This is a genomic window from Luteimicrobium xylanilyticum (genome assembly GCF_009429125.1).
Classification (GTDB): Bacteria; Actinomycetota; Actinomycetes; order Actinomycetales; family Cellulomonadaceae; genus Luteimicrobium; species Luteimicrobium xylanilyticum.
In genome coordinates this window covers 673,716-686,772 of sequence record NZ_CP045529.1, presented here as the reverse complement: position 1 = coordinate 686,772, position 13,057 = coordinate 673,716, and the positions used below count along the sequence as shown (strand labels likewise).

The 13,057-nt window shown below is 74.8% G+C and carries 12 protein-coding genes and 1 riboswitch; of the genes, 2 read left to right on the top strand and 10 right to left on the bottom strand.

Translation table 11 applies throughout. The features are described from left to right. Positions 1-12: 12 nt before the first annotated feature. The 9 genes from KDY119_RS02945 to dacB all read right to left on the bottom strand — a co-directional run bounded on the left by KDY119_RS02945 (position 13) and on the right by dacB (position 11,155). Positions 13-516: a DUF3180 domain-containing protein gene (locus KDY119_RS02945; RefSeq protein ID WP_036953621.1), complete on the bottom strand. Its 504-nt coding sequence runs from the start codon at positions 514-516 to the stop codon at positions 13-15. Next, on the bottom strand, positions 513-3,074 hold the full coding sequence (gene folK, locus KDY119_RS02940) for a 2-amino-4-hydroxy-6-hydroxymethyldihydropteridine diphosphokinase (RefSeq protein WP_227994497.1): 2,562 nt from the start codon (positions 3,072-3,074) through the stop codon (positions 513-515). Before folK ends, KDY119_RS02945 begins: the two co-directional genes overlap by 4 nt. Continuing rightward, the gene (gene folP / locus KDY119_RS02935; RefSeq protein ID WP_153021916.1) at positions 3,071-4,021 is read right to left on the bottom strand and encodes a dihydropteroate synthase; all 951 of its coding nucleotides are present in this window, start codon (positions 4,019-4,021) and stop codon (positions 3,071-3,073) included. Before folP ends, folK begins: the two co-directional genes overlap by 4 nt. Next, positions 4,021-4,602 (bottom strand): GTP cyclohydrolase I FolE, encoded by a 582-nt coding sequence (gene folE / locus KDY119_RS02930; RefSeq protein ID WP_036954085.1) that lies wholly within the window; start codon positions 4,600-4,602, stop codon positions 4,021-4,023. Before folE ends, folP begins: the two co-directional genes overlap by 1 nt. Continuing rightward, on the bottom strand, positions 4,599-6,692 hold the full coding sequence (ftsH, locus tag KDY119_RS02925) for an ATP-dependent zinc metalloprotease FtsH (protein WP_153021915.1): 2,094 nt from the start codon (positions 6,690-6,692) through the stop codon (positions 4,599-4,601). Before ftsH ends, folE begins: the two co-directional genes overlap by 4 nt. Positions 6,693-6,862: 170 nt before the next feature. After that, positions 6,863-7,417 (bottom strand): hypoxanthine phosphoribosyltransferase, encoded by a 555-nt coding sequence (hpt, locus tag KDY119_RS02920; RefSeq protein ID WP_036953636.1) that lies wholly within the window; start codon positions 7,415-7,417, stop codon positions 6,863-6,865. A 39-nt stretch (positions 7,418-7,456) separates the two neighbouring features. Beyond that, on the bottom strand, positions 7,457-8,620 hold the full coding sequence (gene tilS / locus KDY119_RS02915; protein WP_153021914.1) for a tRNA lysidine(34) synthetase TilS: 1,164 nt from the start codon (positions 8,618-8,620) through the stop codon (positions 7,457-7,459). Between the two features lie 14 nt (positions 8,621-8,634). Next, positions 8,635-9,711, bottom strand: a complete 1,077-nt coding sequence (locus KDY119_RS02910) for a zinc-dependent metalloprotease (RefSeq protein ID WP_036953637.1) — start codon at positions 9,709-9,711, stop codon at positions 8,635-8,637. A 37-nt stretch (positions 9,712-9,748) separates the two neighbouring features. Continuing rightward, positions 9,749-11,155: a D-alanyl-D-alanine carboxypeptidase/D-alanyl-D-alanine endopeptidase gene (dacB, locus tag KDY119_RS02905; protein ID WP_153021913.1), complete on the bottom strand. Its 1,407-nt coding sequence runs from the start codon at positions 11,153-11,155 to the stop codon at positions 9,749-9,751. 156 nt (positions 11,156-11,311) lie between these two features. Between dacB and KDY119_RS02900 the strand changes: the two genes are divergently transcribed. Together KDY119_RS02900 and KDY119_RS02895 are read left to right on the top strand one after the other, a co-directional pair. Next, positions 11,312-11,839, top strand: coding sequence for an inorganic diphosphatase (locus tag KDY119_RS02900; protein WP_036953638.1), 528 nt, complete (start codon positions 11,312-11,314; stop codon positions 11,837-11,839). A 92-nt stretch (positions 11,840-11,931) separates the two neighbouring features. After that, positions 11,932-12,005: riboswitch (Fluoride riboswitch) on the top strand. 40 nt (positions 12,006-12,045) lie between these two features. Then, complete coding sequence (locus KDY119_RS02895; protein ID WP_036953639.1) at positions 12,046-12,588, top strand: universal stress protein; 543 nt, start codon at positions 12,046-12,048, stop codon at positions 12,586-12,588. Positions 12,589-12,769: 181 nt separating this feature from the next. On the opposite strand, the gene KDY119_RS02890 is transcribed toward KDY119_RS02895, so the two are convergent. Continuing rightward, the gene (locus KDY119_RS02890; protein ID WP_083891074.1) at positions 12,770-13,039 is read right to left on the bottom strand and encodes a hypothetical protein; all 270 of its coding nucleotides are present in this window, start codon (positions 13,037-13,039) and stop codon (positions 12,770-12,772) included. Between the last annotated feature and the right edge of the window lie 18 nt (positions 13,040-13,057).

The following is a 13,057-nucleotide window of genomic DNA, read 5'->3' as shown; positions in this document are numbered from 1 at the left end:
GCGCGAGATCTCTCAGGCGCGCGCGTCCATCTCCGGCGAGCCGGGCGGCGTACGACCCTCGTGCTCCTTGCCCTCGTCGTCGGACGGCGGGAGCTCGCAGAACCGCTCGACGAGGACCCCGACGACGCACAGCACCAGCGCGGCACCGACCGCCCACAGGGCGGCCAGCCCGTGCGCCCGCCGCGACTCGACGTCGAGGTCCCCCAGGACGACGAGCACCTGCGCCAGGTACCAGCCGACGAGGAGCGAGCCCGTCACGGCCGCGGCCTTGCCGAGCACGTACGTGCGCGCGGCGCGGAGGGCGTCCAGGTCCGGACGGCGGCCGCGCTGATAGGCACGCACCGTCCACCCTGCCCAGAAGACGGCGCCCGACAGGAGGAGCAGCGAGACGTCGACGACCCAGGGCACGTCCGCGAGGTACGTGCCGCGCGACTCCAGGAGCCACAGCACGAGCCACCCGACGAGCGCCGCGGCCACCGCGAGCTCGACGAGCCACCGGATCGGGGTGCGCCTCATCGCGTCGGCGGCTCCTCGGTCGTCGGCGGGAAGAGGGGCGCCGCCGGACGGGCCGGGTTGGCGGGTGTGCCGAGACCGGGGACCTGGTCAGCGGCGGGAGGGCTGCCCGGGGCCGCGAACCGCGGCGCGCCGGAGTCGCCCGCGGAGAACGCCGGGCCGCCGTCGCGCGGCTGCTCGGGGTGGGGCTGATCGAGCCTGGGCTGCTCCGTCCGCGGCGGTTCGACGGCGCGCGTCCCGCCGCTCACGGGCGGGAACGACAGCGGGACCCCGGTGAGCAGCCCGCCCGCCGGCTCGGCCGCGGCAACCGGAGTGGCAGGGGCGACCGGCTGCGGCGCCGTCGAACCGGGATGTGCCCCGGGCGCCGGCGCGGCGAACGACGGCGGCACGAGCTCGTCCGGCCACGATGCGGTGGGCGCACCGAGCCCGGCGGGGCCGGCGGGCTCGCGCGGCTCGACGAGCACCGCAGTCGGGGCCACGACGTGCCCGACGACACCCCCGGACGTCGGCGCGAAGCGTGGCGCCTCGGGCTGCACCTCGGCGTGGCGGATCGGCGGGAAGACGACCCGGTCGGCAGCCGGTACCGCGAGCGGGTCGGGCGCTCCCACGTGCCCCGCGGGCGGGAACGTGGCGGCGTCGGCAGGTCCCTGCTGCAGTCGCTGCGGGTCGTCGCCGCCCGAGGCCGGAGCAGCGGGCTGCACTGTCTGCTGCGGTGCGGCCTGCTCCGGCGCGGGTGCGTGGGTCGGCGCGGGTGCGTGGGTCGGCGCGGGCGCGACGAGATCGGGGACGGACGGTGGCGTGACCTGCCGGACCGGCTCCGGTTCGGCAGGCTGGCGACCGGCGGCGTCCTGGGGGTCGCTCCCCGGCTCGGGCAGGTGCGTCGGCGTCGACTGGGTGGGTGCCGACGACGGCTCCGGCAGCAGGTCGGCGGAGGGGTTCGGCCGGACGGCGAGGACGGGCTCCGCGGCGGGCACGGGCTGCGCCGGGACGACCGCCTCCGCGGCGGGAACCGCCTGCACGGCCGCCGGCGCCGCGAGGTCCGCCGGAGCGCTCGGAGCCGCGTCTCCGGGCGCTGCCTGCGGGGCGCCGTCCGCCGGCACGACGGCGGGCGGGATCGCGGGCGGAGCAGGAGCCGGAGCGGCGGGCGCGGAAGCGGCGGGCGCAGCCTGGGCGGGCGGAGCAGGTGCGGCGGGGACGGCGGAGGGCGCCTGCGCCCCCGGCGCTGCCGACGGGAGCTCGTCCGCCGGCGGGGCGCCGGCCTCGGGGGCCGGCTCGTCGTCGCCGAGCCAGTCGAGCGCGAGCCAGCGGATCCCGGCCCGGTCCGGCGCCGTCGCCGCGAGCTGCGCGACGGGACCACCGCCGAGGCCCGGGAGGACGGCGTCGGGCTGGACCTGCGACCACGGCTCGAGCACGAACGCCCGCTCGTGGGCCCGCGGGTGCGGCAGCTCCAGGTCTTCGGCGACGTCGGTGAGCGTGCCATAGACGATGACGTCCACGTCGAGCGTGCGCGGCCCCCAGCGCTCCTCGCGCACGCGCCCGAAGCTGTGCTCGACGTCCTGGCAGGCGTGCAGCAGCTCCCGCGCCGACATCGAGGTCCGTGCGACGACGACGGCGTTCAGGAAGTCGTCCTGGTCGACGCCGCCCACGGGCGCGGTGCGGGCGAGCGGCGAGACGTCGAGGACCTCGATGCCACCGATCGCGTCGAGCGCGCTGATCGCGTCGCGCAGGGTCTGCTGCGGGTCGCCGACGTTCGAGCCGAGCGACAGCACCACGTCCACGGGGGACGCGGGGATCTCGTCCATCCTGTCCTGGGCGCGCAGCGCGGCGTAGGCGGCGTCGTCCTCGTCGGCGGGCTCGGCGAGGAGCGCGTCCTCGTCCGCGTCCGCGGGGGCGGCCTCCGCGGCGACGGGCACGTCGGTCCCGGCCTCCTCGGCCGGCGCGGGCGCGGCAGGCGCGACGTCGTCGGGCAGGGTGACCGGCGGGAGTGCGAGGGAGGCGACGGCCGCGGCAGGCGCGACGACGTCGGCGGGCACCGCCACCGCGTCGGGGGCCGGGGCGTCGCCCGGCGGGATCGTCGGGGGCAGCGCGGCGGGGGCGGCATAGGCCGCCACCGGCTCGGCGACCGGCTCCTGCGGCACCGCGACAACCGGCGGGCGCGTGCGCGAGCGGCGCACCGCGACGACGACGTCCTCGAACGGCACGGTGATCGGCGCCCCGGGCTTGTGGAGCGCGACGTCCACCGCGACGACGGCGGGCTCGGCCAGGGCGACGGCCGCGATGCGCTCCGCGACGGTCTCGATGAGGTCGGCGGGCGACGAGCTCAGGACCGCGGTCACGCGCTCCGCGAGCTCCCCGTAGTGGACGGTGCGCGCGAGCGCGTCCCCCGCGGCGGCGGGCCGCGTGTCGAGGTGGACGACCACGTCGGCGACGAACTCCTGGCCGTTCACGCGCTCGTGCTCGAACACCCCGTGGTGGCCGGTGGCGCGCAGTCCGACGAGCCGGATCTGGTCCAGCACCTCGCCGTCGTCGTCGTGGACGGGTCCGGTCCCTGGCAGCGTCACGATGGTCGTCCTTCCTGCTGTGCCCCTGGCAGCGCCCCTGGCAACGCTCCCCCCGTTGGTGCGGAGAACGCCGCACGGGATGCTCTCACGTCCTGCCACCGTGCGACCACCCGCACCGCGTCCGCGGACGGGCGCACGTCGTGCACGCGCACCGCCCACGCGCCCTGGGCCGCGCACAGCGTGGTGAGGGCCGCGGTCGCGGCGTCGCGCTCGGTGGGCGGCACCGGGTCGACGCCGGGCCGGGCGAGCAGGTGGCCGAGGAAACGCTTGCGGCTCGCCCCCACGAGGACCGGCAGGCCGAGCGACTGGAGCACGTCGAGGTTCGCGAGGAGCGGCCAGTTGTCCACCCCGGGCTTCGCGAAGCCGAGACCGGGGTCGAGCACGAGCTGACGCACGTCGACCCCCGCTCCGACGAGGGCATCGACACGCGCGGCGAGCTCGTCGCGGACGTCCAGGACGACGTCGTCGTAGCGGGCGTTCGCGTCCATGACGTCCGCGTGCCCGCGCCAGTGCATGGCGACGAACACGGCACCCGAGTCGGCGACGACCTGCGCCATCGCCGGGTCGGCGAGGCCGCCCGACACGTCGTTCACGACCCGGGCTCCGGCCTCGAGGGCACGCTCGGCGACGCGCGCCCGCGTGGTGTCGACGCTCACCGTCGCGCCCGTGGCCGCGAGCGCCTCGATCACCGGCAGGACGCGGCGCAGCTCCTCGGTCTCGTCGACCCGGACGGCGCCCGGACGGGTGGACTCGCCGCCCACGTCGAGCAGGTCCGCGCCGTCCGCGAGCAGCTCGTACCCGTGGGCGATCGCGGCGTCCGGCTCGAACCACTCGCCCCCGTCGGAGAACGAGTCCGGCGTCACGTTGACGACCCCCAGCACGAGCGTGCGCTCCAGCGCCGTCAGCGAGGACGGCAGCGGGAGACGGGAGGAGGTCGGGTGGAGCACTAGCGCCCCAGGATGAGGCTCATCGCCTCGGCGCGGGTCGCGCCGTCGCGCATCTGGCCGCGCACCGCTGACGTGACCGTCCGGGCGCCCGGCTTGCGCACCCCGCGCATCGACATGCACAGGTGCTCGCACTCGACCACGACGATCGCGCCGAGCGGCTCGAGGTGCTGGACGAGCGCGTCGGCGACCTGCGACGTGAGCCGCTCCTGCACCTGGGGCCGCTTCGCGTAGACGTCGACGAGGCGCGCGAGCTTGCTGAGGCCCGTGACCTTGCCGTCCCGCGGGATGTAGCCCACGTGGGCCACGCCGTGGAACGGCACGAGGTGGTGCTCGCAGGTCGAGTACACCTCGATGTCCTTCACGAGGACCATCTCCTCGTGCCCGATGTCGAACGTCGTCGAGAGCACGTCGGCCGGCTCCTGGCGCAGGCCCGCGAAGATCTCGCGGTACGCCCGGGCCACGCGTGCGGGGGTGTCCTGGAGCCCGTCCCGCTCCGGGTCCTCGCCGACCGCGAGCAGCAGCTCGCGCACGGCCGCCTCCGCGCGCGCGACGTCGAACGCGCCGTCGTGCGTCACGCTCAGCCCTCCGCGGGGTGCGACGGCTCGCCGGCGGCGGGCGGGGCCGGAGGCACGAAGCCCGCCGTGTCGCCCACGCGCTGCCCCTCGGGGACCTCGCCGACGGGCTCGGCCGGGTGCTCGGACGTCGCTGCCGCGGCCTCGTCCTCGGGGATCACCGTGCCGTTGCCGAGCGCCTTCTTCTCCGCCTCGGTGAGCACCGGGCCGTCCGGGGAGACGGCGCGCTGCTCGCTCGAGAGCCACACCTCGCGCGGGGAACGCTTGACCACCGGCGAGAACACGTCGGCCAGCTCGTTCTGGTTGAGGGTCTCCTTGTCCAGGAGCCGCAGCACGAGGTCGTCGAGGACGGCCCGGTACTGGACGAGCACCTGCCACGCCTCGTCGTGCGCCTGCTCGACGAGCTTGCGCACCTCCTCGTCGATGACCCCCGCGACCTCTTCCGAGTAGTCGCGCTGGTGGCCCATGTCACGGCCGAGGAAGGGCTCGCCCTGCGCCTGGCCGAGCTTGATCGCGCCGACGCGCTCGCTCATCCCGTACTCGGTCACCATCTTGCGGGCGATCGCGGTGGCCTTCTCGATGTCGTTGCTGGCGCCCGTCGTCGGGTCGTGGAAGACGATCTCCTCGGCGACGCGCCCGCCCATCGCGTAGGCGAGCTGGTCGAGCAGCTCGTTGCGCGTCGTCGAGTACTTGTCCTCGAGCGGCATGACCATCGTGTAGCCGAGGGCACGGCCGCGCGGGAGGATCGTGACCTTCGTGACCGGGTCGGTGTAGCGCATCGCCGCCGCCACCAGGGCGTGGCCGCCCTCGTGGTACGCGGTGATCTTCTGCTCCTTGACGTTCATCACGCGCGTGCGCTTCTGCGGGCCGGCGACCACACGGTCGATGGCCTCGTCGAGCGCGCGGTCGTCGATGAGCTGGGCGCCGCTGCGGGCGGTGAGCAGCGCCGCCTCGTTGAGGACGTTCGCGAGGTCGGCGCCCGTGAAACCGGGGGTGCGCCGCGCGACCACGGCGAGGTCGATCTCCGGGACCATCGGCTTGCCCTGGGCGTGCACGCGCAGGATCGCCTCGCGGCCCTTGAGGTCCGGAGCCTCGACGGCGACCTGCCGGTCGAAGCGGCCCGGGCGCAGCAGCGCGGGGTCGAGGATGTCGGGCCGGTTGGTCGCGGCGATGAGGATGACGTTCGTCTTGACGTCGAAGCCGTCCATCTCGACGAGGAGCTGGTTGAGCGTCTGCTCGCGCTCGTCGTGGCCCCCGCCCATGCCGGCGCCGCGGTGCCGCCCGACGGCGTCGATCTCGTCGACGAAGATGATCGCGGGCGCGTTCTGCTTGGCCTGGTCGAACAGGTCGCGCACGCGGCTCGCGCCGACACCCACGAACATCTCGACGAAGTCCGAGCCGGAGATCGAGTAGAACGGCACGCCCGCCTCGCCGGCGACGGCGCGCGCGAGCAGGGTCTTGCCGGTCCCGGGGGGCCCGTAGAGCAGGACGCCCTTGGGGATCTTCGCGCCCACGGCCTGGAACTTGGCCGGGTCCGAGAGGAACTCCTTGATCTCCTGGAGCTCCTCGACCGCCTCGTCCTCGCCCGCCACGTCAGCGAACGTGACCTGCGGCATGTCCTTGGTGATGAGCTTCGCGCGGGACTTGCCGAAGCCCATCACGCGGTTCCCGCCACCCTGCATGCGGGACAGCAGGAACCAGAAGATCAGGCCGATGATCAGGAAGGGGATCACGAGCGAGAGCAGCGACGACCAGAACGAGGCCTGCGCGATCTGCGAGTCGTAGCCCTTCGGCGGGTCCGCCTTCACGACGGCGTCCACGACCTGGGTGCCCTGCGGCTCCACGTAGTAGAACTGCACGGTCTTGCCGTAGTTCTTGCCGTCGGCCTCGAAGTCGGACTTCAGGTCGAGCTGGACGCGCTGGTCGCCGTCGACGATCAGCGCCGACTCGACCTTGTCCTGGTTCAACAGCTCGATGCCCTGGTACGTGTCGATCCGCTCGACCTTCGGCCGGGCCAGGACGCTGAACGCCGCCCAGAGCACGATCAGGGCCACGACCACCCAGATGATCGGGCCGCTGAGGATTCGCTTCATGTTCATAGGTGCCGGGGCTGTGCCCCCGTCCCTCCGCTCGCACTCGTCTGCAGCGAAACTACACGTTCGCGCTGAGAGGACCCCGGGGTGTTCGCCCAGGGCACAGCGCCACCACGGCGCACGTCCTTACCTGCCCGACGGCGTCACGCGACGGGCCCGGGACGCGCACCGTCCGCTCACCCTCCGTACACGTGCGGGGCGAGCGTGGCGACGAACGGCAGGTTGCGGTACTTCTCGGCATAGTCCAGGCCGTACCCGACGACGAACTCGGTCGCGATGTCGAAGCCCACGTAGCGCACGTCGACGTCGACCTTCGCGGCCTCCGGCTTGCGCAGCATGGTCGCGATCTCCACGGACTTCGGCCCGCGGCTGCGGAGGTTCGACTTGAGCCACGACAGCGTCAGACCGGAGTCGATGATGTCCTCGACGATGAGGACGTTGCGGCCCGTGAGGTCCGAGTCGAGGTCCTTGAGGATCCGCACGACGCCCGAGGACTTGGTTCCCGAGCCGTACGACGACACCGCCATCCAGTCCATCTCGACGCTGTGGTGCAGGCGGCGCGCGAGGTCCGCCATGACCATGACGGCTCCCTTGAGCACGCCCACGAGCAGGAGGTCCTGACCGCGGTAGTCCTCGTCGATCTGGGCCGCCAGCTCGTCGAGCCGGGTCTGGAGCTGCTCCTCGGACAGCAGCACGCTCGACAGGTCGGCCGCGACGTCGGATCGGTCCACGACAGCTCCTCAGGGTCTCGGGGGGGTGGGGGGTGCGCGTCAGGGGCGGGGCGCCGGGTCGGAGCCGGGGACCGGGGTCCGGGCGACGCTCGCGGCGCGCAGCACAAGCCTGCCACACTCGCGCGACCCGACGACCGGGCCCGGCAGGTGCACCGGCCCCTGCCCGTGCCAGCGGGTCAGGAGGGCGTCGAGGGCCTCGACGTGCGCGGCCGAGAGCGCCCCGGGCACCGAACCGGCCCGGGTCGCCGCGAGGCGGAGAGCCCTGGTCCGCAGCGCCCGCGGTGCGTCCGCGAGCGCCGCGACGTCGAGCACGGTCGCCGTGCCGCGCTGCGCCGTCGGCCGTGGGACGTCACCGTCGGCGGGTGGTGCGTCCTCGAGGGCCGCGTGGGTCAGGAGGTCGGCGGCCAGGGCGTCGAGGACGCCGGCGTCGTCGCGGAGCTGCGCGGCCGTCCGCGCGAGCGCCGCCGGGACCCCCGGCCCCAGGACGCGTTCGAGCTCGGGCAGCAGCTCGGTACGCACGCGCGACCGCAGCGGCAGGTCCGCGGCGCCGAACCGACGCGAATCGTCGTCGGACGACGCCGACGCCGACGATCCGCGTCGGTTCGACGGCCGGTGGGGCGAGCTCGCCGGGCCGTTGGTCGGGTCGTGCCACCAGGTCAGCCCGACGGCGCGGCACACGGCCTCCGTGTCGGCCCGCCGCAGGCCGAGGAACGGTCGGCGCAGCACGCCCCGCACGGGGGGCATGCCCGCGAGCGACCGCGCCCCGGACCCGCGGGCGAGCCCGAGCAGCACGGTCTCGGCCTGGTCGTCGAGGGTGTGCGCGAGCAGGACGGCGGCCGCCCCGTGCTCCCGCGCGGCCTCCTCGAGCGCGGCGTAGCGGGCCGTGCGCGCCGCTGCCTCCGGTCCCCCGGCGTCCCCCACGATGACGGCGCGCACTTCCACCGGAGCCAGCCCGAGACCGCGGCACGCCTCCGCGGCAGTGGTGGCGACGTCGTCGGACCCGGGCTGGAGGCCGTGGTCGACGACGACCGCCCCCGCGCGCAGCCCGGCGCGCGGCGCGACGAACGCGGCCGTCGCGGCGAGCGCGAGCGAGTCGGCGCCGCCCGAGCACGCGACGAGCACGAGCGCACCGGGCGGCAGGTCCGCGAGCGCCGCGCGCAGGGCCACGCGCGCGGCCGCCTCGGACGACGTGGGACCGGCCATGCGTCGTCCGCCGGTCAGCCGTGCACGCGCCGCACCCAGGCGCGCGGGTCGGCGACCTCGCGGGCCGTGGGCAGGGTGTCCGGCGAGGTCCAGACGGCGTTGAGCCCGTCCTGCCCGACGCGCTGCGTGACCTCGCGGACGAACGCGGCGCCGTCGCGGTACTGGGCGATCTTGGCGTCCATGCCGAGCAGCCGGCGCAGGACCTGGTCGGCGCGTGTGCCACCGCTGTCCCGACGTGCCTCGAAGCGGGCGCGGATGTGCGCGACCGTCGGGACGAGAGCCGGCCCGACGGCGTCCATCGCGACGTCCGCGTGCCCCTCGAGGAGCGCCATGACGGCGGTGAGGTCGGCGAGGCGCTGCTTCTGCTCGTCGTCGACGATGCCGGTGAGCAGCGCCTGCCCCTCGCCCCGGACGGCTGCGAGGACGGCGCGGCCGATCGTGACGAGCTTGTCGCGCACGCGCGCCTCGGAGAAGTCCTTGGACGACCGGGCGACGTCGCCGATGAGGTCGCGGGCCCGGCCCGCGAGGTGGTCGGCGAGCCAGGGCGTCGACGCGAACTGGAGCGCGTGCGTCTGCTCGTGCAGGCAGACCCACAGCCGGAAGTCGGCCGGGTCCACCCCGAGCTGGCGCTCGACGCCGAGGACGTTGGGCGCGACGAGCAGGAGGCGGCCCGGCCCGTCCGGGCGGCTGTAGGGGTCGAACTGGCCGAGCACCCGGCTCGACAGGAGGGCGAGCGTCGCGCCGACCTGCGCGCCCCCGACCAGCGCCGTGACGGGCTGGGCGTCGTCGAGCAGGTCGTCGAGCGCGCCGCGGGTCATGTGGTCCATGACCTCGGTGTTGGCGCGCGCCCAGCGCGGGCGGTCCACGACGTACACGTCGCTGACCGGCGCGGCGGGGTCGGCGGGGACGAGGCCGGTGACCTCCTCGACAGGCCTGACGGCGCGGCTCGCGGCCTCCCGCAGGCCCGAGACGAGCAGGTCGAGGTCCGCGCGGGGGGCGGTCGGTCCGGGGCGGGCGAGCCGCCCGGCGACGGACGCCGCCGCGGACCAGTCGACCAGGCTCACGGCTCCGGTGCGGGCGTCGGGGCTCATCGCCCCACCCTAGCGACGGGCGCCCGGACGTGACGTCCTACGAGCAGCCGCAGGACGCGAGCTTCGACACGAACGCGTCGAGCGCGGCGCGCGGCCCCCACTGCCCGACGGCGCCGGTCTTGTCGGCCATCACGACGAACAGGAGCTCTCGCCCGTCCTTCGTCACGAGCGTGCCCGCGAGGGAGGTGACACCGTTGAGGCTCCCCGTCTTGGCGCGCACCATGCCGCGCGCGTCGCCGTCGAGGAACCGGTCGTCGAGGGTGCCGCGCAGCCCCGAGATGGGCAGCATCGAGACGATGCCGGTGAGCTCGGGGTGGTCGTCGGACGTGATGAGCGCGAGGACGTCGCTGAGCTGGCGGGGGCTGAGCCGCGAGCCCTTGCCGAGCCCGGAGCAGTCGGCGAGGCGGGCGCCGTCGAGGTCGACGCCGAGCCTCGCCACCGAGGCGAGGACCGCCTTCGTGGCGCCGTCGAAGCTCGCGGGGAGCCCCGCGGCGTCGGCGACGAGGCGGCCCAGTCCCTCGGTGATCGTGTTGTCGGAGAGCTCGAGCGCGTACGCGACGACGTCGCGGACGGGCGCGGACTCGACGTGGCCGAGCTCGGTCCCGCCGGCCGGCGCGGAGCCGCGCGCGACACCCTGGACCTTGATCCCCCGCTTCGCGAGCGCCGCCGCGAACACGTCGGCGGCGTTCATCGCCGGGTCGGCGTAGCGCTGCGCGTACTCGTCGTCCGTCATCCGCCCCTCGTCGACGGCGAGCGCGCTGATGTGCGCGACGAAGCCCTCGCTGACGAAACCGGGGTCCCACGTGGGGCTCGCCGACGGGCCGGTGAAGAGGCCGTCGTCGAGCAGGAGCCGGACGCTCGTGCGGCCCTGGAGCTCGAGGGCGTCCGCGACCTGGGTGGCGAGGTCCGCGAGCCCGGCGCGCCCGTCGACCTTCGACGCGGAGCCCTTGCCCGCCGCGAGGAGCTGGTCCCCGCCGCCGACGAGCGCGATCGTGCTCCCCGAACCCTGGACGACCTTGGTCGTGAGCGTCGACGACGGGTCGAGCTCGGTGAGCGCTGCGACGCCGGTGAGGAGCTTCTGCGTCGATGCGGGCACGTACGTGTCGTTCGCACCGGAGGCCGCCAGGACGTCTCCGGTGAGCCGGTCCACGACCTGCACACCGACGTGCGAGCCCATCGCGTCCCCGTGCACGAGCTTCGACGCCGCCGCGGCCACGCTCGCCGACGACGGCGCGGGTGCGTCCTCGGAGAGCCCCGGCGCGGGCGACGGCTTGGCCAGCGCGGCGGCGGCGGGCGCCGTCGGGAAGGGCGGGGGCGGCGTCGGCTCGGGGGCCGTCGTGAGGACGCCGGGGACGACGTCGTGCGCGTCGGCGACGGCGTACCCGCCCGCGAGCACGACCGCCGCCGCGACGACGATCGACGTGACGCGGAGCGTCCTGCCCATGCGGCTCCCCCAGAGCTTCTCGTGGCGGGCAGGCCCGCCTGTGACATGTCGCACACGTCCGCACCCCATTTGGCCCGGTGCGAGAAGCGTCCCAGGCGGGATGGGTGGACGTGCGCATGACACACTAGAGCCCGACGCACGGCACGGAGGAGAACAGTGGAGTTCGACGTCACGATCGAGATCCCCAAGGGTCAGCGCAACAAGTACGAGGTGGACCACGCGACCGGCCGCATCAAGCTGGACCGCATGCTCTTCACGTCCACGCGCTACCCGGACGACTACGGCTTCATCGAGGGCACCCTCGGCGAGGACGGCGACCCGCTCGACGCGCTCGTGCTGCTCGAGGAGCCGACGTTCCCGGGCTGCCTGATCCGCTGCCGCGCGCTCGGCATGTTCCGCATGAGCGACGAGAACGGGCCCGACGACAAGGTCCTGTGCGTCCCCACGGGCGACCAGCGCGCTGCGTGGCGCCAGGACATCGACGACGTGTCCGACTACCACCGCCTCGAGATCCAGCACTTCTTCGAGGTCTACAAGGACCTCGAGCCCGGCAAGTCCGTCGAGGGCGCGCACTGGGTCGGTCGGGCGGACGCCGAGGCCGAGGTCGAGCGCTCGTTCCAGCGCGCCAAGGACACCGGCTACTACGACCACAACGCGCAGACCCAGGGCCTCCCCGGCCACTGACGGTCCCCCGCACAGCACGAAGGCCGCCGACCCCTCGGGTCGGCGGCCTTCGTGCTCCCTCGGGAGGTGCTTCCTCCCGCGGGCCTCTAGCATGGCGGTCTGGCGATGGATCCCGCCTGGGCGCTGGTGCCCGAACCGCCGACCGGCCGATGGTTCCTGTGCGTCGTGCGACGGCGGGCAGGAGGCTGCCCGCGAGAGGTGGACCTGTGAGCAGCTCGAGCGTTCCGCAGCCCGGTGTCGACCGTATGGTGCCCTTCCCCGGGCACCCGCTCGTCGTGGGCGTGGTCGAGGACCAGGATCCCCTGGTCGTCCGCACGGCCGTCTCCCTGGCGAGCGCCCTGGGCGTCCGCGTCTACTTCGCCTTCGTCGACACGTCGCGGTTCACCGTGGCGGAGCACGACGACGGCACCGTGGACCACACGGCTCTCGACCCGGACTCGGTCGACGACAGCTGGGAGCAGGTCGACGCCGACCTGCGTCGCCATCTCGCCGAGGCGCTCCGCGAGGAACCGCTGGACTGGGAGTTCCGTTACCTCGCCGGTCGGCCGGACCGTGCGCTCACGCACCTGGCACGGGCCGTGGACGCCAGCGCGATCGTCGTGGGCACGCGGGCACCGGGCGGGGGCCGCCACATGCGCGAGCTCCTCGAGGGCTCCGTGGCTGCCCACCTGGCCCACCACCAGCATCGCGCCGTGGTCACGGTGCCGCTGGCCGTCGTGGACTGGAAGGAGCTCCGCGCGCCCTGGTAGCGCTGAGGGAGTCGGGCGACGCACGGAGCCGGAACGGAGAGAACGGCTCCGTGCGTCGCCCGCCGACGCGCGGGTCCGGCGCGCGCCGTGGTCGGGGCGGCGGGGGCACGGCCGATCGCTGACCGTGCACCGCCCCGGACGGCCCGGGCGATCGGTAGCCCGGGCCGCACGTCGAGGGGCGTCAGCCGGCGGCACCGACCGCGGCAGCCGGGGTGGCCAGCACCGCAGTGGCGTCGGCCGGCGCGCAGACGTCGCAGAACACTCGCCGCCCGGGGAGCTCGGCGACCGACGGGTTGCCGATCGAGTGGGTCTCCACGCGCACGTGGCCGACGCGGACGTGCTGCTCGCACAGGCCGACGCCGCACAGCGAGCACACGGCTACCGCGCCGACGGCGCCGTAGGCGGAAGCGACGGAACGGGAGTCCGTGGTCATGCAGTCGAAGCAGTTCATGGGAGACCTCCTGGGAAG

Excerpts from the sequence above, each read along its gene's own strand:
- KDY119_RS02945 (WP_036953621.1), bottom strand. The coding sequence starts at position 516 with ATGAGGCGCACCCCGATCCGGTGGCTCGTCGAGCTCGCGGTGGCCGCG.
- ftsH (WP_153021915.1), bottom strand. The coding sequence starts at position 6,692 with ATGAACATGAAGCGAATCCTCAGCGGCCCGATCATCTGGGTGGTCGTG.
- tilS (WP_153021914.1), bottom strand. The coding sequence starts at position 8,620 with ATGGCCGGTCCCACGTCGTCCGAGGCGGCCGCGCGCGTGGCCCTGCGC.
- KDY119_RS02910 (WP_036953637.1), bottom strand. The coding sequence starts at position 9,711 with ATGAGCCCCGACGCCCGCACCGGAGCCGTGAGCCTGGTCGACTGGTCC.
- dacB (WP_153021913.1), bottom strand. The coding sequence starts at position 11,155 with ATGGGCAGGACGCTCCGCGTCACGTCGATCGTCGTCGCGGCGGCGGTC.
- KDY119_RS02890 (WP_083891074.1), bottom strand. The coding sequence starts at position 13,039 with ATGAACTGCTTCGACTGCATGACCACGGACTCCCGTTCCGTCGCTTCC.